Origin of the sequence: Nocardia sp. NPDC005746, assembly GCF_040630785.1 — a bacterium.
Lineage (GTDB): Bacteria > Actinomycetota > Actinomycetes > Mycobacteriales > Mycobacteriaceae > Nocardia.
The window spans coordinates 124,426-150,446 of sequence record NZ_JBEXYE010000002.1; the positions used below are offsets into that span (position 1 = coordinate 124,426).

23 protein-coding genes are annotated in these 26,021 nt (G+C 67.9%); 6 read left to right on the forward strand and 17 right to left on the reverse strand.

The annotated features are described in order from the left end of the window. Positions 1-408: 408 nt before the first annotated feature. The 3 genes from ABZ412_RS04370 to ABZ412_RS04380 form a co-directional block, all read right to left on the reverse strand. Positions 409-2,502 (reverse strand): acyltransferase family protein, encoded by a 2,094-nt coding sequence (locus tag ABZ412_RS04370; RefSeq protein WP_357276209.1) that lies wholly within the window; start codon positions 2,500-2,502, stop codon positions 409-411. 248 nt (positions 2,503-2,750) lie between these two features. After that, positions 2,751-3,104 (reverse strand): hypothetical protein, encoded by a 354-nt coding sequence (locus tag ABZ412_RS04375; protein WP_357277165.1) that lies wholly within the window; start codon positions 3,102-3,104, stop codon positions 2,751-2,753. A gap of 118 nt (positions 3,105-3,222) precedes the next feature. Continuing rightward, positions 3,223-4,008, reverse strand: a complete 786-nt coding sequence (locus ABZ412_RS04380; RefSeq protein WP_357276211.1) for an FkbM family methyltransferase — start codon at positions 4,006-4,008, stop codon at positions 3,223-3,225. 907 nt (positions 4,009-4,915) lie between these two features. Between ABZ412_RS04380 and ABZ412_RS04385 the strand changes: the two genes are divergently transcribed. Next, the gene (locus ABZ412_RS04385) at positions 4,916-5,326 is read left to right on the forward strand and encodes a hypothetical protein (protein ID WP_357276213.1); all 411 of its coding nucleotides are present in this window, start codon (positions 4,916-4,918) and stop codon (positions 5,324-5,326) included. A 1,166-nt stretch (positions 5,327-6,492) separates the two neighbouring features. Here the strand turns inward: ABZ412_RS04385 and ABZ412_RS04390 are convergent. From ABZ412_RS04390 to ABZ412_RS04400, 3 genes are all read right to left on the reverse strand, one after another. Then, entirely contained in the window at positions 6,493-7,383 is an 891-nt protein-coding gene (locus tag ABZ412_RS04390) for a pentapeptide repeat-containing protein (protein WP_357276216.1), read from the reverse strand. A 245-nt stretch (positions 7,384-7,628) separates the two neighbouring features. Then, entirely contained in the window at positions 7,629-8,702 is a 1,074-nt protein-coding gene (locus ABZ412_RS04395) for a dihydrodipicolinate reductase (RefSeq protein ID WP_357276218.1), read from the reverse strand. A gap of 14 nt (positions 8,703-8,716) precedes the next feature. After that, entirely contained in the window at positions 8,717-9,535 is an 819-nt protein-coding gene (locus ABZ412_RS04400) for an SDR family oxidoreductase (protein ID WP_357276221.1), read from the reverse strand. A gap of 94 nt (positions 9,536-9,629) precedes the next feature. On the opposite strand from ABZ412_RS04400, the gene ABZ412_RS04405 reads away from it, so the two are divergent. From ABZ412_RS04405 to ABZ412_RS04425, 5 genes are all read left to right on the forward strand, one after another. Continuing rightward, positions 9,630-10,208, forward strand: coding sequence for a TetR/AcrR family transcriptional regulator (locus ABZ412_RS04405; protein ID WP_357276223.1), 579 nt, complete (start codon positions 9,630-9,632; stop codon positions 10,206-10,208). A 307-nt stretch (positions 10,209-10,515) separates the two neighbouring features. Next, a complete protein-coding gene (locus tag ABZ412_RS04410) occupies positions 10,516-11,892 on the forward strand; it encodes an SPFH domain-containing protein (RefSeq protein WP_357276226.1) in 1,377 nt (458 codons plus the stop codon). 86 nt (positions 11,893-11,978) lie between these two features. Beyond that, complete coding sequence (gene fadD11 / locus ABZ412_RS04415) at positions 11,979-13,784, forward strand: fatty acid--CoA ligase FadD11 (protein WP_357276228.1); 1,806 nt, start codon at positions 11,979-11,981, stop codon at positions 13,782-13,784. 91 nt (positions 13,785-13,875) lie between these two features. After that, positions 13,876-14,472, forward strand: a complete 597-nt coding sequence (locus ABZ412_RS04420; protein ID WP_357276231.1) for a helix-turn-helix domain-containing protein — start codon at positions 13,876-13,878, stop codon at positions 14,470-14,472. Between the two features lie 21 nt (positions 14,473-14,493). Continuing rightward, positions 14,494-15,147, forward strand: a complete 654-nt coding sequence (locus tag ABZ412_RS04425; RefSeq protein WP_357276233.1) for an enoyl-CoA hydratase-related protein — start codon at positions 14,494-14,496, stop codon at positions 15,145-15,147. Between the two features lie 7 nt (positions 15,148-15,154). Here ABZ412_RS04425 and ABZ412_RS04430 read toward each other — a convergent pair whose 3' ends face one another. The 11 genes from ABZ412_RS04430 to ABZ412_RS04480 all read right to left on the reverse strand — a co-directional run bounded on the left by ABZ412_RS04430 (position 15,155) and on the right by ABZ412_RS04480 (position 25,914). Continuing rightward, positions 15,155-15,319: a LuxR C-terminal-related transcriptional regulator gene (locus tag ABZ412_RS04430; protein WP_357276236.1), complete on the reverse strand. Its 165-nt coding sequence runs from the start codon at positions 15,317-15,319 to the stop codon at positions 15,155-15,157. Then, a complete protein-coding gene (locus tag ABZ412_RS04435; protein ID WP_357276239.1) occupies positions 15,297-15,458 on the reverse strand; it encodes a hypothetical protein in 162 nt (53 codons plus the stop codon). Before ABZ412_RS04435 ends, ABZ412_RS04430 begins: the two co-directional genes overlap by 23 nt. A gap of 79 nt (positions 15,459-15,537) precedes the next feature. Beyond that, complete coding sequence (locus tag ABZ412_RS04440; RefSeq protein ID WP_357276241.1) at positions 15,538-18,627, reverse strand: crotonase/enoyl-CoA hydratase family protein; 3,090 nt, start codon at positions 18,625-18,627, stop codon at positions 15,538-15,540. A gap of 200 nt (positions 18,628-18,827) precedes the next feature. Then, entirely contained in the window at positions 18,828-19,499 is a 672-nt protein-coding gene (locus ABZ412_RS04445) for a sterol desaturase family protein (RefSeq protein WP_357276244.1), read from the reverse strand. Between the two features lie 20 nt (positions 19,500-19,519). Then, on the reverse strand, positions 19,520-20,254 hold the full coding sequence (locus ABZ412_RS04450; RefSeq protein WP_357276246.1) for a GntR family transcriptional regulator: 735 nt from the start codon (positions 20,252-20,254) through the stop codon (positions 19,520-19,522). Positions 20,255-20,338: 84 nt separating this feature from the next. Beyond that, positions 20,339-21,226 (reverse strand): GNAT family N-acetyltransferase, encoded by an 888-nt coding sequence (locus ABZ412_RS04455; protein ID WP_357276248.1) that lies wholly within the window; start codon positions 21,224-21,226, stop codon positions 20,339-20,341. 150 nt (positions 21,227-21,376) lie between these two features. After that, complete coding sequence (gene mshC / locus ABZ412_RS04460) at positions 21,377-22,615, reverse strand: cysteine--1-D-myo-inosityl 2-amino-2-deoxy-alpha-D-glucopyranoside ligase (protein WP_357276251.1); 1,239 nt, start codon at positions 22,613-22,615, stop codon at positions 21,377-21,379. A 166-nt stretch (positions 22,616-22,781) separates the two neighbouring features. Then, positions 22,782-23,609 (reverse strand): SCO1664 family protein, encoded by an 828-nt coding sequence (locus tag ABZ412_RS04465; RefSeq protein WP_357276253.1) that lies wholly within the window; start codon positions 23,607-23,609, stop codon positions 22,782-22,784. Next, positions 23,584-24,186: a DUF3090 domain-containing protein gene (locus ABZ412_RS04470; protein ID WP_357276256.1), complete on the reverse strand. Its 603-nt coding sequence runs from the start codon at positions 24,184-24,186 to the stop codon at positions 23,584-23,586. Before ABZ412_RS04470 ends, ABZ412_RS04465 begins: the two co-directional genes overlap by 26 nt. A gap of 20 nt (positions 24,187-24,206) precedes the next feature. After that, complete coding sequence (locus ABZ412_RS04475; RefSeq protein WP_357276258.1) at positions 24,207-24,947, reverse strand: histidine phosphatase family protein; 741 nt, start codon at positions 24,945-24,947, stop codon at positions 24,207-24,209. A gap of 16 nt (positions 24,948-24,963) precedes the next feature. Next, positions 24,964-25,914: an undecaprenyl-diphosphate phosphatase gene (locus ABZ412_RS04480; protein ID WP_357276260.1), complete on the reverse strand. Its 951-nt coding sequence runs from the start codon at positions 25,912-25,914 to the stop codon at positions 24,964-24,966. Positions 25,915-26,021 lie beyond the last annotated feature (107 nt).

A 26,021-nucleotide genomic window follows, 5' to 3' on the forward strand; every position in this document is an offset into this window, starting at 1 on the left:
CACGACCTCAGCGCAACTTGACATAATGTTGATTATCGGCGCGCTTACGGCAACGGTGTTGATCTTGAAAGATGTTGTGTGCGTTGCGTGTTCGTGTGCATGTGGCGCTGCCTGCTCGGCTGGCGGCGCCTGGTGTGCGTGTACTTCCCTGCATGAAAACGCTGGCGCGCGCAGGGCGCAAATCGGCTCGGATGAATATTTCTGGCCTACATGCCATTTGGTGGAAAATTTCCTGTTCGGCATGGATTGGCTGGATGTGGCCCCGGGTTTGGCATCGGTGACCTCCCTTGGGTCGCTCCCCTAGGCTCGCGGGATCACCTCAATACGTCACTGTGACGTATTGAGGTGGGCTGGCTGGGTGGTGGAAGTTGTTGGTGTTCGGGCGAATTGGAGCCACCGGTAGGCCGGTCACCACCATCCCAGGATCGGCTGGAGTTCTCGGCCGAGCGCGGGGGCCAGAGACCTGGAATAGCTGGCGGTGAAGTGATGCTCGTCGTGGTAGATGAGGATGTTGCCCTCGACCACGGGGCAGATATCAGGTTCGCAGACAGCATCGGTGAGGTCGATCGGGAATACGTTGGGGTAGGCCGCCGCGGGCTCGAGAGCCGGGTCGACGGGATTGAGGGCATCGTCGCGTTTCATGCCGCAGCTGAGCCGGTCGCCACCTTTGCTCAAACAGTCGATCCCGCTGTAGCGAATACCATTGCGCCGCAACCACGGGGTGTCGCGGACGGCGATGACATTGAGATTGCGGGCGGACAGTTGGGACCACACATCCAGGTAGTCCTGGGGCGTTTCGTCACCACCGTCGTCCACGGGCCGGGTGCCAGTGGTGAACACCCAGTCTGGGCGGTCGGCACCGAGACGGTCGATCACCTCACGGGACCAGTCTCGGCAGTCCGGATTGGGCTGGCCTTTGTACATGGGGTCCGCGGCGACGGTGAGCGGACAGCCCATCTTCAAGTAGACGACAATCCGGAAGTCGTTCTCGGCGGCGAGAATCTGCAGAGCGGGCAGCCAGTGCTCGGCGTGTGAACTACCCACCACCGCCAGCGTGCGCTCCGCGGTGGTGTCTCCGTAGACACAAGTCACAACGTCACGGGTGTTCCAGTCGGCGATACAGCCATCGAGGGTGGGCGGCGGCAATTCCGAGGGCGCTTCCAACACCGTGGGCCGCATCTTGGCGAGGGGTGCGGATGCACCGCTGACCAATGCCTCAGCGCCGGGGTAGATCGCAGGATCCAAGGCAAATGCACTGACGGCCGATGTGGATTGGGTGCGTATGACGAAATGCCAGGCCGAGGTCACGCCGATCACCGATACGCCGAGCACCGCGATCATCGACCACGCGGCCCGCCGATATCCGGTGGGCAGGGCCGGGGTCCGTGTCCCCGAACGCAGCGGCTGCTCGATCCATCGGTGGGTCATCCAGGCGAGTACGAGCGAAGCGCCGATGATCAACACACCGTCGGTGAATCCCGCCCGCGGGCGGCCGGTTTCGACGAGAAGGAAGATCAGGAGCGGCCAATGCCACAGATACAGCGCGTAGGCCAGTTCTCCCAGCCGAACCGCCGGCGGAGTGCCGAGCAGTCTGTTGGGCAGGGGCCGCGACGCGGGATCGGTGTTGGCGCCGCTGGCGATCAACGCGATGGTCGCTCCGACCGGAAGCAAGGCGGCCGGGCCCGGGAACAGATCGGCGCCGTCGAGGACCACTCCACATGCCAGCACCCCGGCCACACCGGCTATCGCCAGTAGCCACCGCATCGGCCGCGGCGGCGAGATCATCGGGGCCACGATCACGCATGCCGCACCGGCCAGCAGCTCCCACAATCGCGCGAAACTGTCGTAGTAGTTCCAGCCCTGATGCGTGGCCGCGCCGTGCGTGGCATACGCGAAAGATGCCACACCAACAGAGCTGATGACAGTCAGCAGCACGGGGCGCAGCAAACGGGCGGTGCCCGCGCGACGGGACAGCACCCAGGCGACGCCGGCCACGACGGTGATGGCGAGCAGGTAGTACTGGCCTTGCACCGACATCGACCACAAATGTTGCAGTGGACTCACACTCGGGTCTGCGGCCAGGTAGTTCGACCACGACAGCGCTAACTGCCAATTCTGGTAGTAGAACATCGAAGCCACCGTCTGGGTGGCGATGTCGGACCACCGCGTGTACGGGCTGATGTAGAACGCCGCGACAACCACCGCGGCCAGCACCGCGACTATTGCCGGGACCAGTCGCGCGAGCGTACGTCGCACCATGGCGACCACGTCGACCGACCCGGTCGACTCGGCTCGGCGTATCAGCATCCCGGTGAAGAAGAAGCCCGACAGCGCCAGGAAGACATCGACGCCGCCGGACACGCGGCCCATCCAGATGTGGAACATCACGACCAGCGCGACAGCCAGTCCACGTAATCCGTCCAGGTCCAGCCGGTATTCCGAGCCCACCGTTCGACGTGGCGCATCCTGGTTCTCCTCGCGGACGCGAGTCGACAACCTCATCGGCTACCCCTGACAGCAAAGATCCTGCACTGCGCCGAACGCGTCGGCTGATGCAGGGCGGGCGGAAAGTGGACAGCGGACTGTTTACCACGATCGGTAGCAGTGCAAACGAACGCACCCGTCACTCACACCACACTCACAGCTCCCGCCTCGGGCGTATTCCGGCGAACGGGTGGACCGTGCCACCAGGTCGCGGCGACGGGTGGGCCGAGCTCGCCACCCCCCCGTGGGCTGAGCTCGACCCACCCTCACGCTCGCGGATCTGCGGGAAACACTCCAGCGGTGATCGCCGGTGCGAGCCCGTTGTCAGGCCGCGCGTGCCCGTAGCCGATCGACGCTATGGAGAATTCACCGCGGGCACGAGCGCGGATCCAGCGCGAGCACGTCTGTAGCGGGACGCCCCGGCCCGCCCGGCAGCCCCGCCAGCCGGCGATCTTGGTGGACGCCGTGACCACCGCCAGCAGCACTGCCCAGCCCAGCACCGGCGGAATGCTCGCCGGATCGGTACTCGGCCCGAACAGCAGGATGACACCGATCTCGCTGGCGAGTTCGATGAATTCGTCGACATGATGAAGTTCGATGAGACCGCCGGTGCCGAACACCAGGTGGAGCGGGAATCGACAGTGGTCAGGACTCGTCGATGCTCAGGAAGATCCATTGCAGAGCAAAGGGTTCCGAGTATGCGCGGCCAACGGCAGACCCGGACAGCTCGTCACTCCGTCACCAGGTTGGTGGCCGAAAGGCGAAGACCTCGTAGAGCGCCGTTCCGCGCAGGAACGCGTCCTGACGCACCTCCGTAGCCAAACCATGGGAGCGCAACAGCGCGCAGAACTGTGCCAGGCGATCGCCACAGTCGTGGACTTCGGCGACGACGGTTCGCATCCGAGCCCAGTCCGATTCGGCTATGCCGCGGACGACATCCAGTTCCGCTCGCTCGACATCGATCTTGACCAAACCAATTTCGCCTGCCGGTGCCTGGTTCGCCAGTAATTCCGACACCGTGGTGACCTCCACGTCGATCTGTTCGCCGTCCTGGAGGTCGTTCGTGACGAGAGCGATCGCCTCCTGATCGAGGCCGCAGTTCTGCAGGAAGATCGTCGTCGTCTGGTTGTCACGCTGACGGTCCGCGTACAGGCTGTAGTTCGCTGACGCTCGTGGGTACCAAGTGAACTGTGCGGTGCCCTTCGCTGCGCCTACCCCGATTTCGAGCGCGATGCCGTCGGGGACGTGCGCAACCATGTTGCGGCGCAAGCACTCGAATGTCAGCGGAGCGGGCTCGACGGCGATGACGCGCACGCCGGGACAGGCATCTGCGAAGGCTATTGCGCTGAGACCGATGTTCGCACCGATATCGAGCACGATGTCGTCCGGGCGCAGTTGGGCGGCCGCCCGTCGGTAGTACCCTTGCGTCGACATCTCGTCCCAGAGCATCCGGGCCTCGGCGGGGCTCGTGCAGGACAGCGATCTGCCGTCCTCGAGAGTGAGTCGTTTGACGGAAGTCAGCATTCGTCAAGCACCTTTCCGGAACAGGGCCAATCGCGGCCGGCATTGTGGGGTGTATCAATTCGGGTGACGCGTATCGACGATGGTGTGGCAGATGGCCGCTGATGAAGAGCCGCCACGCGTTCACGACTGCTGCGTCGAAAACCCATCAACGTGATGAACCGGGCCAACAGGGCTGTGTCAGCCATGCGAAAACTGTTGAGCCCATGGAAGAGTCGGTCGCCGCCCCACCGCAGCGAGTTACCCGGCGGTCGCCACCCCGACCCCGGACCTTCGTCGTATCGAAGCTCGATGAGCCCGCTCGAACGGTGCCGCGCCGGGACCGCCTTCGGTCCCGTGCGCGATGGCACGTATCGGATCCACCGCGCCGATACACCTAACCACAACCAGATTTCGAATCGCCGGAACCCCGCAGCCCGGCGTCGACGGTCGTCGTACACCTAGCGGGTCACTCTAGCCCTCACGACGACTCGCGTCCTGTATTTACCGGAAGGGGTCGCATTAAATCTGAGCAAGTATGTCCGTTTGGTCTGGACTTCAGTCGCTCTGAACGGCACCGCCAGGCGGCCTGTGACGCCGCGATAGCCTTGTTAGCGAACACTTTGCCGCCGAATCGGTCTCGCTTGACTGTCGAGAGGATGTCGCGCTGACGCTCCGTGGATTCGCATCTGAGGCGGTGCGAACAGCGTGTGTGTCCCGTGAGATTTGGAGGATCCAGATCATGTCAAATTGCGAGACAGTTGCCACACACTGTGCCTATCATCTATCGGCGGCTGCTGGCCCGCCGCGTCGTGCCGCTGTACCGATCGAGTGTCTCGAGACTCTGCGGGCGCCTGTGAAGCCGGCGGCAGCCGCGCGAGGAGCCTCACGAGAATTCCGAGAAACATGTGAGCAGATTTGGGACGGATTGATGACTTCACCGGAAGTGGCCGAGCACCTCGCAACCCTGGTATCCCCCACAGGGATAGACGTGGAGTTGGGCGGAGTCGCCCGTATTCTCTCGTCGGCCCCTGCTGGTCGGACGACGACGCTGTCCGGCGACGAGCGCGAACAGCTTCTGATGGAGTGCCTCGGGAGTCTGACTCGGAGCAGTCCCGCCGCTGTTGTGTTGCGCGGCACCACAACAGCGTTCGTCGCGATTCCATCGAAGCGACCGTTCCGCCTGATCGGCCGCCGGGCGACGAACGACGTCGGCGGGTCCTCGCCGACGTTCGCCGCGCCCGCCCGTCAGTTGATCAAGGTCAAAGTCGGCGCTCTGGGCGAGGTCACTGCCCGCCTGGTCGACCCCGACAAGCCGAACAGGCCGAAACTGTTGCACTGATGTAGCACTCGGTCAGCGCCTGCCTGAGCCCCGGGCCGCAGGACCAATTCCATCGCCGTGCAGGGGATTTGGGTCCCTGCCGAACGGAGTACTTTCGGCGGCCTACCGCGGAGAATGAAGACCTTCTCGAGTTCGGCGAAGGGCTGGTCGCCTCTTGCTCGGAGCTTCCCTGGGTGATCTCACGCAGTGCGTCATTCTCAGAATTGTCGATACCACTGCCCGGTCGTGATGATCTCTCTTCCCTCCAGGATCTGATCGCGGCCGACGGGACGCCGATGCCGTTCGGTCCCACTCGCTGGACACCACTACCACGAATGTGGCTATTTTGTGGCAATAGAATCGAACCGCTGACCCTGCGCCGTACGCGATGCCGGCCCTCGGGTTCAACTGCGGAAATATAGCTCCAAAGCATCCATTTTGTCCGTTATGGGCCGGTCATTAAATGGACAAATCGGAATTTCTTTCGGTTAATGTTTAAAGATGAGCTCTCTAGCGGTAATCTGGCGAATGATCCGCAATCCCTCAATACGGATCCCGATTGGGACGTGCCCACCCACGTCCCCAATGTTGCACGGTGGTGCCGCCGAGCCCAGCGGCACCACCGTCCGGGTTTCCGCACCGTGCGATACGAAGCGAACAGGAAGAGGAAATGGTCGTTACGCCATCGACGGCGCCGTCCTCCGCGGGCGCCGCCCGGCAAGCCTTGCGTCGCCATCCACGAGTTTTATTTCGGCAAGTCCCCTTCCGTCGCTCTTCCGCAACATCGAATCGCGAGTCAAGTAAGACAACACGATGACGTCGGGGAGCGTAACGTTCGGCAATGTCCGGGTCGTATGGAGCAGCGAGAGATCTCTCTTCATAGCCTTCAGTGCGGACTTCCCGGGGCTGTACGCCAAAGACCGGTGGTCCGCCGTGCGTGCTCGCCGGCTCATGGAAGAGCGTGTACGAAGTCTTTTGATCGCCAACGAGCTGTGAGGTTCGAATGGCAACACGCAAAGTAATTGTTCCCTTGGCGGAGGTCAGTGGTTGGCAACTGCAGCACTTGTCGTCCTTTTTGTTGTCATTTGGACGATCCTGTCATTCATTATCGGGTGGGCCTTGATGGGGCGCCGGCGCTGACTTCGACCCGAGGAGGAAAACCTGTGTGTCCGCGCAAGTCAGCGGAATCAGCACTGTTGGCTGGACTGGAAATTGGGCGCGGAGTCACTGGGCGGGGGTGTGTACCCCTCGGGCCACACCGTCTTGTCGTCGTAGGCCAGATGGTCGGTGCTCCGGAGCTGGTGGAGATCGGCATCCGCAAGGTTCGCTCCTTCCAGATGAGCGTAACTGAGGTCCGCCATGAAGAAATTGGCGCGCGAGAGGTTCGCGCCCCGCAACGACGTCGCGTGCAGATCTGCGTGCGCCAAGTCCGCACCTCTGCCGTCCAACGCCGATAAGTTCACACGGTCCAACCTCGAGTAGGACAGATTCGCAAATTCGAGGTTGGCGCCGGACAGATCTGCACCCTCCAGGTTTGCGAAGTCCACTCGCCCGCCCTGCAAGTTGGCGCCATCCAGTTTGGTCGCGCAGAGCTTGGACCATGTCAACCACGCATGCATGAAGACCGTATGGCTGAAACGCTTGCCGGACAGATCGATCATGACCAGGCAGGTCTTCCGGAGATCGAGCTGGTGGTCCCGGAACGGCGTGTACATGTGACTGATGGCCGCCGCGGCGGCCCACAGGTCTGCCGGTGCCGGCTCCGCAACCGGAGAAGTGTCCACCGGCAGCTCGACATTCGGGCAATTGGTCAATTCTCGCGACCGCAGAAACGCACTGAGTACCTCGACCACCGTTTGCGAGTCGGCCGCGGAATCTCGCGCAATGCGCTCCAACGCGTAGACCCCGCCTACTCGTACAGTCTGCTGGTCGGAACCCAGATGCTCGACGGACTTACCGAAACGATCAGTGACTTCCACTTGCTGAGACAGACCGTACTGGTGCCGCGTCTCGCGCAGATTCAGACCCGTGAAGACCAGCGCCCCGACCGCCGCCGACGCGGTGGTGATGGCTGCCATTGCGGTCCACAAGTCCTTGTTGGCCCAGCCGCGCACAGCACCCGCCGCAGTCCGCGGCGGCCGCTGTCCTCCCGGTGCTTTCGGCGCTTCTGACGACGTCGGCTCACTCGAGGTCACCACGGCATCATGACGCTGGACCTGAGCTAGCGAAGGGCACCACGCCGTAGGTGACCAGCATCGACGCATTGTGCTGCTGCTGGGACGAAGTGAGAGATTTCGCCCCGGCAGCAGCAGTGTTCGTCAGTTCAGCGGATAGTGCCGAAGCCGGGGATCAGTGGGAGGTCCAGGGGGGTGACCCAGCCCGGCGGGAGGGCGTTGACGGCGGGGACGGCGTTGAGGGCGCGCATGCCGGTGGACAAGCAGCCCGCTACCGCCGGGGTGCGGCCGGAGCCGTCGGTGAAGCGGAACGAGGTTTCCTGGGCGATGGAAGGGCTGCCGAGGATGTCGACGCGGTAGACGTCGTCCTTGGTGCCGGCGGGCCAATCGGGGGCGGCGTCGAGGCCGATGCGGTTGACGTGTTCGAGGGTGATGACCTCGCGGCCGTTGTAGACGCCATTGATGGTGAAGCGGATGGCGGCGACGGTGCCTGCTTTGACGCCGCCCTTGGCGGAAGGACGGTCGGTCGGGGTGACCCACTTGTCCCAGGTGGTGGTGATGGCGTCGAGTTCGATGCCCGCGGCCGCGGCGATCATGGGAACGGTTGCGCCCCACGCCATGATGAGCATGTCGGGGTGTTCGAGCAGGGCTTTGAATTCGGGCGGGTGGCCGATGCCCATCTCGAATTCGTAGTCGCCCTCGTAATCGGTGTAGTCGAGCAGTTCGGAGGCGCGCACCGACTGCACCTCACCGCACAGGCCCATGAGGGTCAGCGGGAACAGGTCGTTGGCGAAGCCGGGGTCGATGCCGGTGGTGAAGCACGACGCTCCCCCGGCCTGGCAGGCTTCGGTGATCGGGTCGCGCCACACCGCGGGCAGCTGCTTCATCTGCGGCCACACCCACGGGGTCATGGCGGTCGAGCAGACGTCGATGCCGGCGCGCAGGAATGCGCCGATGACGCGCATGTTCTCGTCGGCGAAGGCGGCGGTGGGCCCGTAGTGGACGACGGCGTCGGGGCGCAGCGCGATGAGTTCGTCGACCGAATCGGTGGCCAGGACACCGGTTTTCGCGGCCCCGCACAGGTCTCCGGCGTCGCGGCCGACCTTGTCGGGGTTGCTGACGCCGACGCCGACGAGCTCGAAGGCGGGGTGGCGCAGGATTTCGGCCAGCACCATGGAGCCGACGACGCCGGTCCCCCACAGCACGATGCGTTTGGTGGTCATGCTGACTCCTGGATTCATCGGTGGAATTCGCCGCAGTCGACGGTGAGCATCTGGCCGGTGACGGCGGTGGCGAGGTCGCTGGCCAGGAACAGGGCGGCGCGGGCGACCTCTTCGGGTCCGGCGAGGCGGCCCAGGTCGGTGGGTGCGGCCTTCTGCCGGTAGATGTCGTCGTGGGTGACCCCGGCTTGGCTTGCCAGCCAGTCGAAGTAGGCCTTGTTGATGTCCTCGTACACATACGAGGGGGCGACGGAGTTGACGCGGATGCCGCGCGGACCCAGTTCGGTGGCCAGTGAGGACGCCAGGTGGGCGAGGGCGCCCTTGGACAGTTTGTAGCCGGAGTATTCGGGCTGCGAGCTGTAGGACACGCACGAGTTGAGCATGATGATCGACCCGCGGGACGCGGCGAGCGCGTCGGCGAACAGGGCCGAGAGCCGCAGCGGCGCGAACACATTGGTTTCGTTGGCGTCGCGCAGCGCTTCGACGTCGATCTGGGTGATCGGGTACATGGGCGGGATGGCGAAGGCGTTGTTGATCAGGCAGTCGACGCGCCCGGCCGCGGCGACCGCGCGTTCGGCGAGTGCGCGGCGCTGATCTTCCTCGGTGATGTCGGCGCGCACGACGTGGGCGGTGGCGCCGAGGGTGCGGGCTTCGTCGGCGTATTCGTGCAGGCGTTTCTCGGTGCGTCCGGCCAGTACGAGGGTGGCGCCCATGTGGGCGGCTTCGATGGCCAGGGAGTGGCCCAGTCCGGGGCCGACGCCGGAGATGACGACGACCTTGCCGGCCAGCAGCGGTACCGGGCGATAGGTGTCGGGGATGTGCGGGGCGGCTGACACGACTCCTCCTCGAGTCCTCAGCCGTTACAGAGCGTAACGACTTAGTTGTGACAGACTGTAACGACTCGTGCCCGCAGCGACAAGGACGAAATCCGTGACCACACGCCACCGGCTCGGCCCGCACCGCGATCCGGCGGTGGACACCGCGGTCCTCGACGCCGCCCGCGCCCTGGTCGTCGAACAGGGTTATGCCGCAACATCGATCGACGCCATCGCCGCCCGCGCCGGAGTGTCCCGCCCGGCCATCTACCGCCGCTGGCCGTCCAAAGCGCACCTGATCGCGCAGGCGGTGTTCCCCGACGTCGGGTCCGCGGTGGTGGCGCCGGATCTGCTCGGGGAGATCCGCAAGGTCATCCGCGGCACCATCCAGCTGTTCGGGTCCGCCGAGACCCGCGCCGCCATGCCCGGTCTCATGGCCGAGATGCGGGAGGACTCCGGGCTCTACGAGAAGCTGTCCGCCCGCCTGGACTCCCCCACCCGCGACGAGCTCGGCGACTACCTGCCCGGCCGGGACACCCGCCCGGGACTGGACCCGAACACGGTGCTCGACACCATCGCCGGGGCGGCGTTGTTCGCCATGTGCATTCGCGATATCGACGACCTCGACGGCTTCGCCGCCTCTCTCGAGGACCTGCTCCTCTACGGCATTCTCGGCCGCCCGGCCGCCGGGTAGCCCCAGAAGCGTGTTCAGGTATCGGCGGGCCCGACGCCCGGACCGAGGGTGAGCGCATCGAACAGCGGCCGGAATTCGACGACCACTCTCAGCGACCCGCTGCATTTCCGTCTCGGACAGTTCGATCATGGGGCCGGTTGGCGGTGCGCACCGGGATTCACCGATGTGCATCCCGCGCAGGCGCGATCACGCCCACCCCGGCGACTCGGATCCTGCGCCACTCCCCCACGCCCGGACGTCGATCGCTGGTGGTTCGCTGCGCGAATATCTGTGGGCCGAACGGTCTTTCGCCGGTAGCCTGCCCGCCATGGCGGCGAAGAACAACAGCTATCTCGATCAGGTCGTGGCACAACAGGCCGAACTGGAGGAGGACCTGCGGCCCGCGTTCGCGCGGTCCGCGCCCGCCCCCGCGGCGATGCCGATCCCGCCGGGCGCCCCGGGTCCGCGTGGCGCGCTGGCCAAACGGGCCGGGCGCGTGGGGTCGGTGCGCGAGAGCACCCCGCAGGGTCCGGTGGAGGTGCGGGTCAGCGGCTGGTGGCGGTGGCGCACGGTGCTGGTGCCGCCCAACGCGTTCGTGGTGCACACCCGCCGCGGCGCGGCCGAGCCCCTGCACATCGGTCTGGGTGTGTCGTTCCGGTTCGATCCGACCAAGGACTCCTACCTGGTGGTGCCCGGCGCGATCCAGACGATCCTGATCAACGCCTACTGCATCTGCAGTGAACTGCAGGGCGTGCTGGTGCAGGGGTATGTGCAGTGGATCATCGACGATTTCGCCACCGCCTACCGCAAACTCGACTTCTCCGATCCGGAGGATCCGATGCGGCTGGTCAACGTGCAGCTGCGGGAGCAGGCCGAGGCCGCGATCAAGGACAAGGTGTCCACGATGGCGGTCCGTGATGTGCTCTCGGACAAGCAGCCCATCATCGAGGAGCTCACCGCGCGGCTGCGCACGGTCGCCGAGGGCGCGGGTGACGGTGCGCGCGGGCTGGGCTTGTCGATCGTGACCGTGCAGATCAAGGAGGCCGTCGTCTCCTCGAACACGTTGTGGGAGAACCTGCAGAAGCCCTACCGCAGCGAACAGAACCGGGTCGCGCGCCTGGCCGAACTCGACGCGCAGGAAGCGGTGTCGGTGCGGGAGGCCGCCGCGGGGCGGGCCGCCGAGCAGCGGCGCATCGAGAACGAGCGGGAGCTGGCCGAACTGCGCGCCCGCAACGATGCCGCGTCCTTCGATCGCGAATCCGCCGAACGACTGCGCCGCACCGAACGCGAGCACGAGGTGAACCGGGAGGTAGCCGACCTGGCGCAGCAGTCGGCGTTGCACGCGCTGCGGCTGGAACGCGAACAGCACGCCGAGAAGCTCGACAATGCCCGCCGCGAGGCCGAGCGGGTCGCGCAGCGTCAGGAAGCCGATCTGGCGTTGGCGCAGGCCAAAACCCGGGTCGCGCACGAGGCCGCGTTGCTGGAGCTGGATCGGCAGCGGGTCGGTATCGATATTGCCAACAGTCGCAATGCCGCCACCATGCAGGCGGAGCTGATCGAGGCGCTGCCCGCGATCGTGGACAACCTGCCCACTCCGACGGAGTTGCGGACGGTGCAGATCGGCGGTGACACCACCGGTTTGGCGAGCGTGGTGGCGCAGTTGTCGGACATCATCACCGCCATCCGCAAAACCGGGCAATCCTGACGCGTCGGGTGTCGTCATTCGGCCCCGCCACGCCCACGCGCCGTCTTACCGTCTGAGAAGGCTTCGACGGTGGGAGTGGATCGAGAATGGTGATGAGCGAACCGAATACGACACCCGCAGTGTTCCAGGCGACCGCCGCGATCGACCCCGACGCGATCGCGGTCCGTTCGATCGGCGGCGCCGTGACCCTCACCTGGCGCGACTACGCCGCCCAGGTTCGCGAGATCGCCGCGGGCCTGGCCGCTTTGGGCGTGGGCCGTGGGGACACGGTGGCGTTCATGATGGCCAACCGCGTCGAGTTCTACCCCCTCGAGGTCGGCGCCCAGCACACCGGCGCCACCTCGTTCTCGGTGTACAACACCCTGTCCGCCGAGCAACTGCACTACGTGTTCAGCAATGCCGGCAACCGGGTCGTGGTGTGCGAGGCGCAGTACGTGGACCGGATCCGCGCGTGCGGGGTGCCCATGCAGACCATCGTGTGCGTGGACACCCCCGCGCCCGGCACCCTGAGCGTGGCGCAGCTCAAACAGCTGGGGCGCAGCGACTTCGACTTCGACGCCACCTGGCAGGCGGTGACCGGCGAGGACATCGTGACCCTCTGCTACACCTCCGGCACCACCGGCAATCCGAAAGGCGTGGAGATCTCCCACGCTGCTCTGGCGTTCGAATGCCGCGCCTACGCCTCGGTCATGCCGGTGGAGTTCGGTGACCGCATCACCTCGTTCCTGCCGACCGCGCACATGGCCGACCGTGTCACCGGCCTGTACCTGCACGAGTATTTCGGCACCCAGATCACCGTCGTCCCCGACCGCACCCAGCTCGGTGCCGCGCTGGCCGACGTGCACCCCACGATCTGGGGGGCGGTGCCGCGGGTGTGGGAGAAACTCAAAGCGGCCGTGGAGTATTCGGTCGCCGCAGAAACCGATCCCACCCGGAAGGCGGCGCTGGTGTGGGCGCTGGAGGTGGCCGCGCGCAAGGCCGCGGCCCACCTGGCCGGGCAGCCGCTCGCTGACGGGGCGGCGCAGGAATGGGCGCGCGCCGACGCCGCCGTGCTGGGGGCGTTGCGCGCCAAACTGGGCCTGGATCAACTCAAATGGGCGCTCTCGGGTGCCGCGCCGATCCCGGCGGAAACCCTCGGCTTCTTCTTCGGGCTCGGCATTCCGATCTCGGAGGTGTGGGGCATGTCGGAGTTGACCTGCATCGTCAGTGTCGCGCCACCGGCGCAGGCGCGGCTGGGCACCGTGGGGCGGCTGCTACCCGGCCTGGAATCCAGGATCGCCGAGGACGGTGAGTTCCTGGTGCGGGGGCCGCTGGTCATGCGCGAATACCGCAAGGAGCCGCAGAAGACCGCCGACACCCTCGACGCGGACGGGTGGCTGGCCACCGGTGACATCATCACCTGCGACGCCGACGGGTATCTGCGGGTGGTGGACCGCAAGAAGGAACTCATCATCAACTCCGCGGGAAAGAACATGTCCCCGGCCAATATCGAGAACACCATCAAAGCCGCCGCCCCGCTCATCGGGGCGCTGGCCACCATCGGCGACAACCGCGCCTACAACACCGCCCTCATCGTCCTCGACGCCGAATCCGCGCCCCCCTACGCCGCCCAGCGCGACCTACCCGACGCCTCGGCGGCGGCACTGGCGACCGACAAGACGGTGATCGCCGAGATCGCGCGCGGCATCGCCGCGGGGAACGCGAAACTCTCGCGCGTGGAACAGATCAAGCGATTCACGATCCTGCCCACCTTCTGGGAGCCCGGCGGCGACGAGATCACCCTCACCATGAAGCTGCGGCGCAGACCGATCGCCGAGAAGTACGCCGCTGATATCGACCGCATGTACGCACCCGACCTGGCCGAAGGCGTCCACGAACCCGGTCCCGCCTGACCTCTTGCCGTGACACCGGGACCCCGGCGACAGCGCTGGGGTCCGAATTCACCCCTTCATAACAGAGCAAGTGCTCTGTTATGGTCGGTGCATGCCCCGCCCCCGCACCCACGACCCCGACCGGGTGCTCGACGCCGCCGAAGCGCTCGCCGTGCGCTCCGGACCCGCCGCGGTCACCATCCGCGCCGTGGCCACCGCCACCGGCGTCTCCAACGGTGCGCTCTACCACACCTTCGGTTCCCGCGCGGAACTGCTGGGCCGCACCTGGATTCGCGCCGCCCACCGCTTCCTCGCCCTGCAAGCCGACCTGGTCGCCGCCGCCGGCGACGGCATCGACGCGGTCATCGCCGCCGCCGAAGCCCCCGCCGAATTCGCCGCCCGCCACCCGATGTCGACCCAGCTGTTCTTCACCGTCCGCCGCGACGACCTGCTCGGCGACGACCTGCCCGACACCGTCCGCACCGAACTCGCGGCCACCCAGAAAACCCTGGTCGAGCTGATGAAAACCCTCGCCCACCGGCTCTGGCGGCGCCGCGACGCCCACGCCGTGGACACCCTCACCATCTGCCTGGTCGACCTGCCGACAGCGATCCTGCTCGACCGCGACCGGCTCGATAATCCCGTGGCCCGACAGCAGTTGCGGGCCGCCGTCCGCGCGGTCCTCGACATCGGGCCCGCACCCGCCTGACCCACATCGCGAAGGAACCCCATGCCCACTGTGAGCTACCGCGACAAGATCGCCGTCCTCGACCTCGACGGCGACGAGAACCGCTTCTCACCCGAATTCCTGACCTCCGTCGGCGAACACCTCGACACCGTCCTCGCCGACGGCGCCCACGCGCTGGTCACCACCGCGTCGGGCAAGTTCTACTCCAACGGCCTCGACCTGGACTGGCTGTCCAGCAATGGCGAGCGGGCCGAATGGTATGTCGCGCAAGTCCAGTCGCTGCTGGCGCGCGTGCTCACCTTCCCGCTGCCCACCGCCGCCGCCCTGCCCGGACACGCCTTCGGGGCCGGCGCCATGCTCGCTCTGGCCCACGACTACCGGGTGATGCGCGAGGACCGCGGCTACTTCTGCTTCCCCGAAGCCGACATCCGCATCCCGTTCACCCGCGGCATGTCCGCGCTCATCCAAGCCAAACTCACGCCCAAATCGGCGATCGCGTCCATGACGACCGGCCGCCGTTTCGGTGGACCCGACGCCCTGGCCTACGACCTCGTCGACGCTATCGGCGACCTCGACACCCTCACCGACACCGCACTGGCCATGCTCGGCCCGATCGGCGCCAAAGACCACGACACCCTCGGCGCGATCAAGGCCACCATGTTCGCCGACGCCGTCTGCGCCCTCCACAACGCCTGACCCCGGGTCACCGGGTGCGGCGCACCGCGAACACCGCCAGCCGCACCCGGTTGTCACACCCGGTCCTGTCCATCAACCGCACCAGGTGCTTCTTCACCGTCGTCACCCCCAGATGCAGACGCGCCGCGATCTCGTCATTGCTGACACCCTCACCGACCAAAGCCCAGCACATCCCGCTTGCGTGGCGTCAGATCCACGGGGGCAGAGACGGTTTCGGCGGGCGTGTCGAGGGCGCGCCGGATCAGGCGCTGCAACAGGGACGGGGAGAACAGCAGTTCCGCGTCCATCACCCCGCCACCGATGAGCGACATGCCCAGAGCGACAGGCGAATCCGGCTCCCACGGCGGTCACCGACCGCCGGTCGCCGAACCGCCCACGTCGGGCTCGAAGTCAGCGGCCCTGCCAGACCGGGGGACGCTTCTCGACGAACGCGCGCATCCCCTCACCCGCGTCCATCGACGACAGCGCCGCCGCGGCCACCTGACCCTGCTTGCCGAACGCCTCGGCGACCGACCAATCCGGGGCCTGCTCGATGATCTGCTTGCTCGCATCGATACTCAACGGCGCGTTCACCGCCACCCGCGCCGCCAACTCCAGCGCGGCATCGAGAGCCTTGCCCGGTTCGGCGACCTGATTGATCAACCCGATCTCCGCCGCCCGCGCCGCCGAGATCGGATCACCGGTCAACGACAGCTCCATCGCGATCGCGCGGGGCAGGCGCTGCGACAGGCGCAGGACCCCACCGCCGACCGCGACCAGACCACGCTTGACCTCCGGGATGCCGAAGGTCGAATCACTCGCGGCGACAATGAGATCCGCGGCCAACGCCAGTTCGCAGCCGCCCGCCAGCGCCGGGCCCTCCACCGCGGCGATGAGCGGTTTGCGTGGCGGCTGGGACACGATGCCCAGGATGCCGCGCTTCTCGGTCACCGGCACCTCACCGCGCGCGGCCGCCTTGAGATCCATGCCGGCACTGAAATAGCCGCCCGCACCGGTCAGAATCGCGATCCGGGCGTTCGGATCGGCCTCGTAGGCGTCGATCGCCCGCTCCAAACCCAGCGCCGCCGCCAGATTGATCGCGTTGCGGACGTGGGGGCGATTGATCGTGATGATCATGATGTGGCCGCGGCGCTCGATCAGCACCGGCGCGGGCGGCGGAGGCGGCAACGGCACCCGCGCCACCCCCGCGGTACTCGACACCGGCTCCGCGCCCGATTCCCCCGTGCCCGATTCCTCAGCGCCCGATTCCTCAGCGCCCGAACCCGACTCGGGACGCTGCGCGGCCACCGGGGTGATCGTGTCACCGGCCACGGTCACCGGCAGACCCAGCCAGTCGTCCTCGGCCAACGCGGTCACCAGCGTGGAATCGGTGGAACGCAACAGCACTCGATCACCGGTGGGGGTCAGCAGGCTCACGATCGCGGCCTCGGGCAGACCGTCACGACCGTAGGGCAGGGTGTAGGCCTCCACCACGGCCTCGCCGTCGTAGCCGGTGCGCGCCGGGCGGGCCGGGGGATGCTCGATCACCGGAGTCAGATGCCGGTAGGGCTGTGCGGGCGGGGTCGCCGAATACACGCCCATCGCGTGCTTGGTCAGATACCAGCCCAGAGACGTGGCCAGACCGAAGGATTCGGGTTCGGCGCGCAACCGGCCCACCAGCGACGCCACCGCGTGCCCGCCGTAATTGTTGCCCGGACCGCCGCCGAAGGTCAGCCCACCGGTCACCGACAGCGGCCGCTTCGGGTCGTCGACCGGCAAACCCAGCTCGCGCGCCGCGATCTGCACCGCCACCGGGAAACACGCGTACAGGTCCACCGGGCCCAGATCCTCGGCCGTGATCCCGGCATGCTCGAATACCGCCGCACCCAGCGCCCCGATCGCCGGAGACGCCGCCAATTCGGCACGCTCGCTGACGAACCACTCATCGGTGCCCGACGCGCCCGCGTGCAGGAACACCCACTTGTCCTGCGGGATACCCGCCGCCTCGGCCGCGGAGGCGGAGGCCACGATGATGCCCGAGGCCATATCCACCGTCAGATTCGCGCACTCGAGCTTCGTGTACGGGGCCGAGATCATCCGATTGGTCTCGGTCACCGCCGCGATCTGGGTCGCGGTGAACTCCTGCGGCTGCCAGGCCTGCGGATTGGCCGCCGCCACCGCCGAGAACCGCGACCACAACTCCGCCACCGCGGCCGCGTGCTCGGCCGGCGTGCGACCCAACCGGTGCCGGAGGGCCGACTCGAGCAGCGCGTACATATTGATCGGGGCCTGCAACCCGGCCGCGGACTCCGCGGCATTGTTGGCCGCCTTGTCGATCCCCACCGTCCGCGTCGGCGACACCGAGACGTCCTGCACCGGCCACGCCACCTCGACCCCGGCCCGCTGTGCCGCCGCCTGCGTCGCCCCGGCCTCCGCGCCGGTCACCAACACCAGGTCGTAGTCGCCCGCCGCGATCGCCGCGGCCGCCTCGTTGATCACCAACTGGCCGCCGTCACCACCGAACGGACTCGACTGCACCGTGTCCACCCCGTCCGCGCCGACCGCGGCCGCCACCAGCGCCCCCAGATCCCGGTACTGCCACGACGTCGGCGACACCGCGAACACCGCGTCCGCGCGCGCCAGCAACCCGTCCCCGAGCCCGGTGTCGGCGGCCGCGGCCCGCAACGCCCGCACCGCCAACCGCGACGGATCGGCCCAGGACGCGTCGGGGGTGCGCTGCACGATCTGGCCCACCCCCACCAGCACCGGCGTCGTCGGCGCCAACACCACCCCGGAAGCCCGGTGCCGCACCGCCTTCCGCTCCGCCCGCCCCGACCCCGGCGCGGCCGCCGCCAGCACCGCCGGCAATCCCGCCAGGGACTCGGTCAACGCGTCACCGAGCGCGCGGGCCACCGTGCCGCCGAGCGGGCCCTCGATCGGCTGCCCCGACAACCCCGCGTCGATGTACACGCTCGACCCGGAACCGTTGGGCACCACCGTGATCCACAACCCCAGGCCCAAACCCTGCGGGCCGTGCCCGCGCAACCCGACCCGCGAGTCGCTCACCTCGGTCACCAGCCACTGCACATCGGCGGGAATGCCCATGAACTTGGCCACCTGCGTGTACTCCACGCCCATGGCCGCCGGCCCCGGCGCCTGCCCACGCCAGCCCGCGTGGAAACTCACCCACTCCGGAAGCCGCTGCAACTGCGCCAGATACGCCAGCGTCGCCGCCGCGCCGGTCTCGAGATCGTGATGCGCGTGCGCGGTGCGCAGATAGTCCGACAGGCCCTCGGGCAGGGTGTGCTCGACCGGCGCGGCCTCCACGGGCACCCCTTGGCCGGTCACGCCCGCGATGAACTCCGCCACGATCCGCGGATCGCGGCGCACCGTGTCCAGTAACCGGCCCCCGGCACGCACCTGTTCGCGCAGCGACGCGCCCTTACCCAGTCCCTGCTCCAGCACCGCACGCACACGATCGAAACCCGGCACCGTACTCACGGCCCACCTCCTCGCTGAGGGTCCACACCATCCGGCCCTCACGGTATCGGCCGTTCACCTGCCACGGGAAGAGTCGGCGCAACTTCGCACCCCACCAGATTTCGGGCGCGAATGTCGGTTCACAATTCGGGCGCGGTCACGGCCCGGCCACCACGGGTGGCGCCACGACCGATGCTCGTGGTTCGCCGCCCGTGAGCGGGTCAGTAGCCGTGCAGATGGCGGGCGGTGGGTGAGGTCGCGACGGTGGCCGGGTCGGGGGCGGTGCCGAACAGGCGGTCGGCGGTGTTGGCGGTGGTCACGGTGAACCAGTAGTGCTCGTTCTTGTAGTGGTGGTGGCGGTGGTGACGCCAGACCGACCGGTAGGCGGCGTGTTTGGGCTTGTAGTCGGTGTGGATGAGGTAATGGGTCCACTCATAGATCAGTCCGACGATGGTGATGGTGAGCACGAACGTCAGACCCGCCTCGATCCGGGGGAACACCAGCAGGGCCACCGCGACCACAGCGGCGATGACCACCGCGAGCGACCGGGTCGGGATGAAGATGAGCGGGATCGCGCGAGGATCGGCGTGATGCTTGCGGTGTTCGCGGGCCAGTTCGCTGTCGAGGGTGAACCGGCCCAGCGCGCGCGGCCGCCAGTGCAGGATCGTCACGTGGATCACCCACTCGTACACCGGGAACAGCGCCACGATCGCCAGCGGGATGATCGCGTCGACGAGGTGCCAGTCGCCCAGCAGAATTCGTGTCGTGAGGGCGGCCACCAGGGTGACCCCGATCATCCACGGCGAGGGGTGCCGGGCGAATTCGCGGGCCGCCGCCGCCACGGTGAGGTCGCGGCGCAGTGCGCGTCCGGCAGTGGTCTTGGGATCGGTCATGGTCGTACCTCGTGGTCGGGTCACGCCTGGTCGAGAGCGTGGAGCAGGGTGGTGGTCGCGGGGGTGAGCAGGGCGCGCGCCCGGTCCGCGGCCCGCTCCGGCTCGCCCGCGCCGATGGCGGCGGCCAGATCGCGGTAGGCGTCGATATTGCCCACCTCGGCCGACATCACCGGAGCCAGCGCCCCCAGCGCGGGCTCGTAGGCCGCGCGCAGCATGGAATACATGAGCCGGAAGGCGATCGAATCCGCCAGATCCAGGATGTGATCCCAGAACTCCAGCGCGATGAGCTGCTGGTCCAGCGGATCAGCGGACGCGGCCAGCCGCTCGGTCGTCGCGTCCAGCGCCCGCAACGCCTCGGTGACGTCGCGGCGGTCCGGTCGCGCGCCCACACGCGCGGCCGCCAGCTCGGCGATCTTGGGCCCATTGTGCAGGCGCGCCTCGAGCACGCTGCGAGCCACGGCCACATCGATGGTCGCGCCCCGCAGCAGCAGCCGCGGCAGCACCTCGAGTCCAGCGCTGCGACGGTAGTCCAGGACCGTAGTCGCCTCGCCCTGGCGCACCGAGACCAGTCCGGCCGCCGAGAGTCGTTGCAGCGCTTCCCGCACCGCCGGTCGTGACACGCCCAGCGCTTCGGCCAGTTGCCGTTCGCTGGGCAGGGTGCTGCCGGCCGCCAGTTCGCCGCTGAGCACCTCCGCGGTGATCTGTTCGAACACATCACCGGCGACGGAGCGTTTCACCACGGGGGTCCATGCCATGCCGATCAGTGTGCGCCGCCACGGACTGGTGGTCAAGTGGTAAGACCAGTTGGCCGGTGAGGGGGCCGGAGACCCCAATACGACTCACAACTCGCGGGCGAACCAGACCTGATCCAACATCCGGATCCCATCGACCATCGCCAGCTCCGAATACCCGGCCGCCGCGGTGAACACATCCGGCACGATCCGCGTCATCCGGAACCCACACCGCTGGTAGAAGCGCAGATTCCCGGCATCGGCGGTCGCGGTCGCCACCTCCAGCCGCCGCACTCCCGCCGCCGTCGCGGCCGCCACCACCGTGTCGATCATCCGCCGCCCCACCCCGGCCCCGCGCAACGGGCGCACCACCGCGGTATTGACGATCTCCCACGTCGACTCATCCGCCTCCGGCGCCGCCTGGATATGGCCGACCGCCTCCCCGCGCGCGTTGCGCGCCACCCACACCCGCCCGCGCCCGATATACCCGGCCAGCAGCGGCTCGGAGTCCTCGGCCATCCGGAACGACCACGCGATCTCGTCGCGATCACCGGTGAACTCCTCGATCCGCACCGCGTCCGCATCGTCCTCGGGCGGCACCACGATCAGCATCCAGCCCTCGGGGTCCAGCACCGCGAACGCGCCCGCCGCCACCCAATACGGATTGTCCGGAATCACCTCGGCCACACCATGATCGGCCAGCCGTTCACGCAACGCCTCGAACCCGCCGCGCAGATACAGCACCACCGCGTCCTCGGGATCCACCGGCGGCGGGGCGGGCGCGTCGTCACGGCGCACCAGCTCGAGCTGCGCGCGCGACCCCGGCAACCCGAACACGAACCCGCTGTAGCCCGCGTGATCGGAGAACGCGAAAAGCTGTGTCAGACTGACGATCTCCCGATAGAACGCCGCGCACTCGTCGAGCCGGGCCGTCGCTCGCGCGAACCGCGCCGCGCCCACCGCCAACCCGTCCACACCGGACTCCGCCGCACCCACCGAACAGCCCTCCTCACGACCGACGACACACCGCTCCCCAGGATGCGCCGTCCGCCACCGCCCGGTCGACTCATTAACACGCCCACCGCAGACAAGAACGCGCGAGCCCGGACATCCGGGCTCGCGTGTCGGTTCGTCGCGGCAGTGCGGCTACAGGGCGATGCCCAGCAGCGCGTCGACGGTGTCGGTGATCAACGCCGGAGCCGTCGTGTCGGGGCCGCCGTAGGCCAGCGCCTGCTGTGCCCACGCGTCCAGCGCCGCCAGCGCCTTGGGGGTGTCCAGGTCATCGGCCAGGTGCCGACGCACCCGCGCCACCGTGTCGGTCGCATCGGGAGCCGAGTCCAGCGCCACCGCCGAACGCCACCGCGCGAGCCGCGAAACCGCTTCGGCCAGTACCGCATCCGACCACTCGCGGTCACTGCGGTAGTGCCCGGAGAACACGCCCAGCCGGATCGCGCCCGGATCGGTGCCCGCCGCGCGCAGCTTGGACACGAACACCAGATTGCCGCGCGACTTCGACATCTTCTCGCCGTCGAGCCCGATCAGGCCCGCGTGCACGTAATGCCGGGCGAAGCGGCGGCCCTTCACCAGCGCCTCGGCGTGCGCGGCGGAGTACTCGTGGTGGGGGTAGATCAGGTCGCTGCCCCCGCCCTGCACATCGAACTCGCTGCCCAGACGGTTGAGCGCGATCGCCGCACACTCGATGTGCCAGCCCGGGCGGCCCGCCCCGAACGGCGCCGGCCACGACGGCTCACCCGGCCGTTCGGCCCGCCACAACAGCGCGTCGATCGGATCGCGCTTGCCCGGCCGCTGCGGATCCCCGCCGCGCTCGGCGAACAACCGGTCCATCGTGTCGCGGTCATAGCCCGACTCGTAGCCGAACTGCTCGGTCGCGTCGTGGCGGAAGTAGATGTCGGGATACTGCGGGTCCTCGACCACGTACGCCGCGCCCGAGGCCAGCAGCTTGTCGACCAGGTCCACGACCTCCTGCACCGACTCGATCGCGCCGATGTAGTCGCGCGGCGGGATCACCCGCAACGCCGCCATGTCCTCGCGGAACAGGTTGATCTCGCGGGTGCCCAGCTCGCGCCAGTCGATGCCGTCGCGTTCGGCCCGCTCGAACAGCGGATCATCCACATCGGTGGTGTTCTGCACGTAGTGCACCGCGTGGCCGGCGTCGCGCCACAACCGGTTGACCAGGTCGAAGGTCAGGTAGGTGGCGGCGTGGCCGAGGTGGGTGGCGTCATAGGGGGTGATGCCGCAGACGTACATCGTCGCGGTCGCGCCGGGGGTCACCGGGCGCACCTGCTTGTCGGCGGTGTCGAACAAACGCAACGCTGGTCCGGATCCGGGGACGGTCGGGACAGCGGTATCGGACCAGGACTGCATGATTCGAGGTTATCCCTGGGATCGGGCCGCGACGTCGCCGCCCCCGCACCGGTGTGCCCCACGACACGCGCCCGACCGGGCCGACCTGCACCCTAGTCGCCGACCCGGCGGTGTCAATGATTGCAATCAGCGCGACGAGAACGCCGGGGTGTCCGCGACGCAGGGGTCAGAACGCGGGCCAGGGAATCGGCCGCTGACTGGCGGGCAGCGGCATCACCGGCTCGTCGAGCAACGCCCGCCCCCGCGCCTCGAGCGCGTCGATCTCGGCGTCGGTGATCAACGCCGCCAGCCGCTCACCCAGCTCCCCGGGCAGCGCCTTCACCAAAACCGTGATGTCGGTGAGCAATTCGTCCGCCACCGGCTCACCGGCCCACCCCCACAACACCGTGCGCAGCTTCGGCTCGGTATGCAGGCAGATCCCGTGATCCACCCCGTACACGCGCCCGTCCAGACCCAGCAGGGCGTGCCCGCCCTTGCGGTCGGCATTGTTGATCAGCACATCGAGCACCGCCATACGCTGCAGCCGCTCGTCGTCGGCGTGCACCAGCGACACCGGATGCCCGCCCGGATCCAACGCCCGCAACACCTCCCGATACCCGTCGGGGATCGCGCCCACCGGGCACAGATCCACCAGACCCGGACTCGGTTCGTCCTCGGCGGTGTCGATCCAGCGCTGCACCATGCCGGGCCCGAAAGGGCCCTCCCGCAACACCGTTTCCGGGATCACGCCCCATCCCAGCGCCTGCGACACCAGATACGAGGCCACCTCCCGCCCGGCCAGGGTGCCGTCGGGGAAGTCCCACAACGGCCGCTCCCCACGCTCGGGCTTGTACACCACCCGCTGCCCGCCCGCACCCGCCTCGCACACCAGGGTGACGTTGCTGGCGGTGGTGACCTGGCCGATCACCGTCAACTCGGCGGTCTGCCACGGCCGGTCTACCGCGGGGCTGTCAGAGGCCGACACCGGATCAGTCCTCGTCGTCGGAGTCGTCATCGGATTCGGTGGCGCCGAAGATGTCGCCGCGCTTGTAGCCGTTGGTGCGCACACACATGTGCCCGGCCGTGGACAGCGGCTCCCCGCACAGCGGGCACGGCGGGCGGCCCGCCGCGATCACCCGCGCCGACCGCAACGCGAACTCCCGCGCCTGCACCGGGGTCAGGAACACCCGCACCGCGTCGGGACCCTCCTCGGTGTCGTCGAGAACCACCGATTCGTCGACCTCGGTCTCGGTGATCGCCAACAGCTCCACCACCACCGCGCCCGCGTCGGCGTCCCAGCCCAAACCCATGGTGCCGACCCGGAATTCGGCGTCGATCGGCGTCACCAGCGGCGCGGTGTCGGCCACGTCGGCGGCCTGCGGGGGCACCGAGGTCCCGAAGCGCCGTTGCACCTCGTCGAGCAGCAGACCCATCCGATCGGCCAGCACCTTCACCTGCTGCTTCTCGAGCAGCACGCTGATCACCCGCGGCTCCTGCACCGCCTGCAGGTAGAACGCGCGGTCGCCCGGCTCGCCGACGGTGCCGGCGACGAAACGATCGGGGGTGCGGAAGATATGGATTGCCCGGCCCATTGCACCTCCATTCGGTTCACTCACACTGATGAATCGGGGCGTTCGCCAGCCCCATTATCCGTACTGTCGGTGGTACCCGTTTCTCCGCCGGGAACCGGCCCCGAGCGCGATTCGCCGCCTGTTCGCGGTGAAATCGCCGCCAACCCGGACAGATCGGTACCCGTGTCATTGAGCCGCCACACATAGGGGGCGTTCGGGGTGTAGCGGACGACGCTGATCGACGCCGGTTCCACCACGATCCGCTGGAAGCCGTCGAGGTGAAGGCCGAACGCGTCGGCCAGCACCGACTTGATGACATCGCCGTGCGTGCACGCAATCCACAACACATCGCTACCATGCCGCTCGGCGAACTGCCGATCCCGTTCGCGCACAGCGGACACGGCACGGAACTGCACCTCCGCCAGCGACTCACCCGAGGGGAAGCGCGCCGCCGACGCCTGCCGCTGCACCACCTTCCACAACGGCTCGGCGACCAGGTCGGCCAGGGCCTTGCCCGTCCAGTCGCCGTAGTCGACCTCGAGCAGCCGCTCATCCGGGTCGGCCTCGAGGCCCAGCTTGTCGGCGAGGGGGGCGACGGTGCGCTGGCAGCGCAGCAGCGGCGAGCACACGATGTGCTCGATCGGCAGCGATCCCAGCCGCTCGACCAGGCTCGCGGCCTGCTCACGGCCACGGTCGGTCAGATCGACGCCGGCGCTGCGCCCGGCCAGGGTGCGGGCAATGTTCGACGTGGACACGCCGTGCCGCAACAGGATCACCGTCACCGGGACAGCCTACCGACTAGGTCGCCGACACGACGCCGGTCGCCAGCAGCGCGATCACCGTCAACCCCAGCACGATGCGGTAGCCCACGAACCAGTCCAGGGAATGGCGCGCCACGAACTTCAACAGCCACGCCACCGACGCGTAACCGACCGCGAACGACAGCACGGTGGCCACCAGCAGCTGCGGGCCCGACGCGTTGAGGCCCTCACCAGCGGGTTCGAAGGCATCGGGGAGGCTGAACAGGCCCGAGGCCAGCACCGCGGGGATGGCCAGCAGGAACGAGAACCGCACCGCCGCCTCACGAGTCAGACCGCAGAACAGGCCCGCCGAGCTCGTCGCGCCCGAACGCGACACGCCCGGGATGAGGGCCAGGCACTGGGCCAGGCCCATGATCAGGCCGTCGCGGGTGGTGAGCAGTTCGATCGGTCGGCGCGCCCGCCCGTAGGTCTTGCCCGAGTAGTACTCCGCCGCCGCGATCACCAGCGCGAACACGATCAGCATGATCGAGATCAGCCACAGATTCCGTGCGCCGGTACGGATCTGGTCCTTGAAGAGCAGACCCAGCACCCCGATCGGGATGGTGGCGATGATCACATACCAGCCGATGCGGTAGTCCAGTTCGCGCTGGGTGTCGGGATCGGGGCCGTAGGTGAAGGAGCCGTCCTCGGTCAGCACCGGCAGCTGGGTGGTGGCGCGCTCGTGCAGCGGCACCGAATCGCGTTGGCGCCCAGCGACCTTCATCCACACCGTGGTGCACCAGGCCACCAGGATCCGCCAGATGTCCTTGGCGAAGTACACCAGCACCGCCGCCTCGGTGCCCAGCTGGGTGACCGCGGTGAACGACGCGCCCGCGTCATCGCCGAAGAACACCGCCGAGACGATCCGCAGATGCGCCGAGGAAGAGATCGGCAGAAATTCCGTCAGACCCTGCACCAGGCCCAGCACCAGTGCCTGCACCCACGTCATCGACTCGCCCACGCAGCCTCCAGTCCCGAATCATCAGCTCCCGGTGAGCATTTCGATGCCCCGGGCCGCCGGCGGCGCGGCGTTCGCGCCCCGCCGCAACGCTGCGA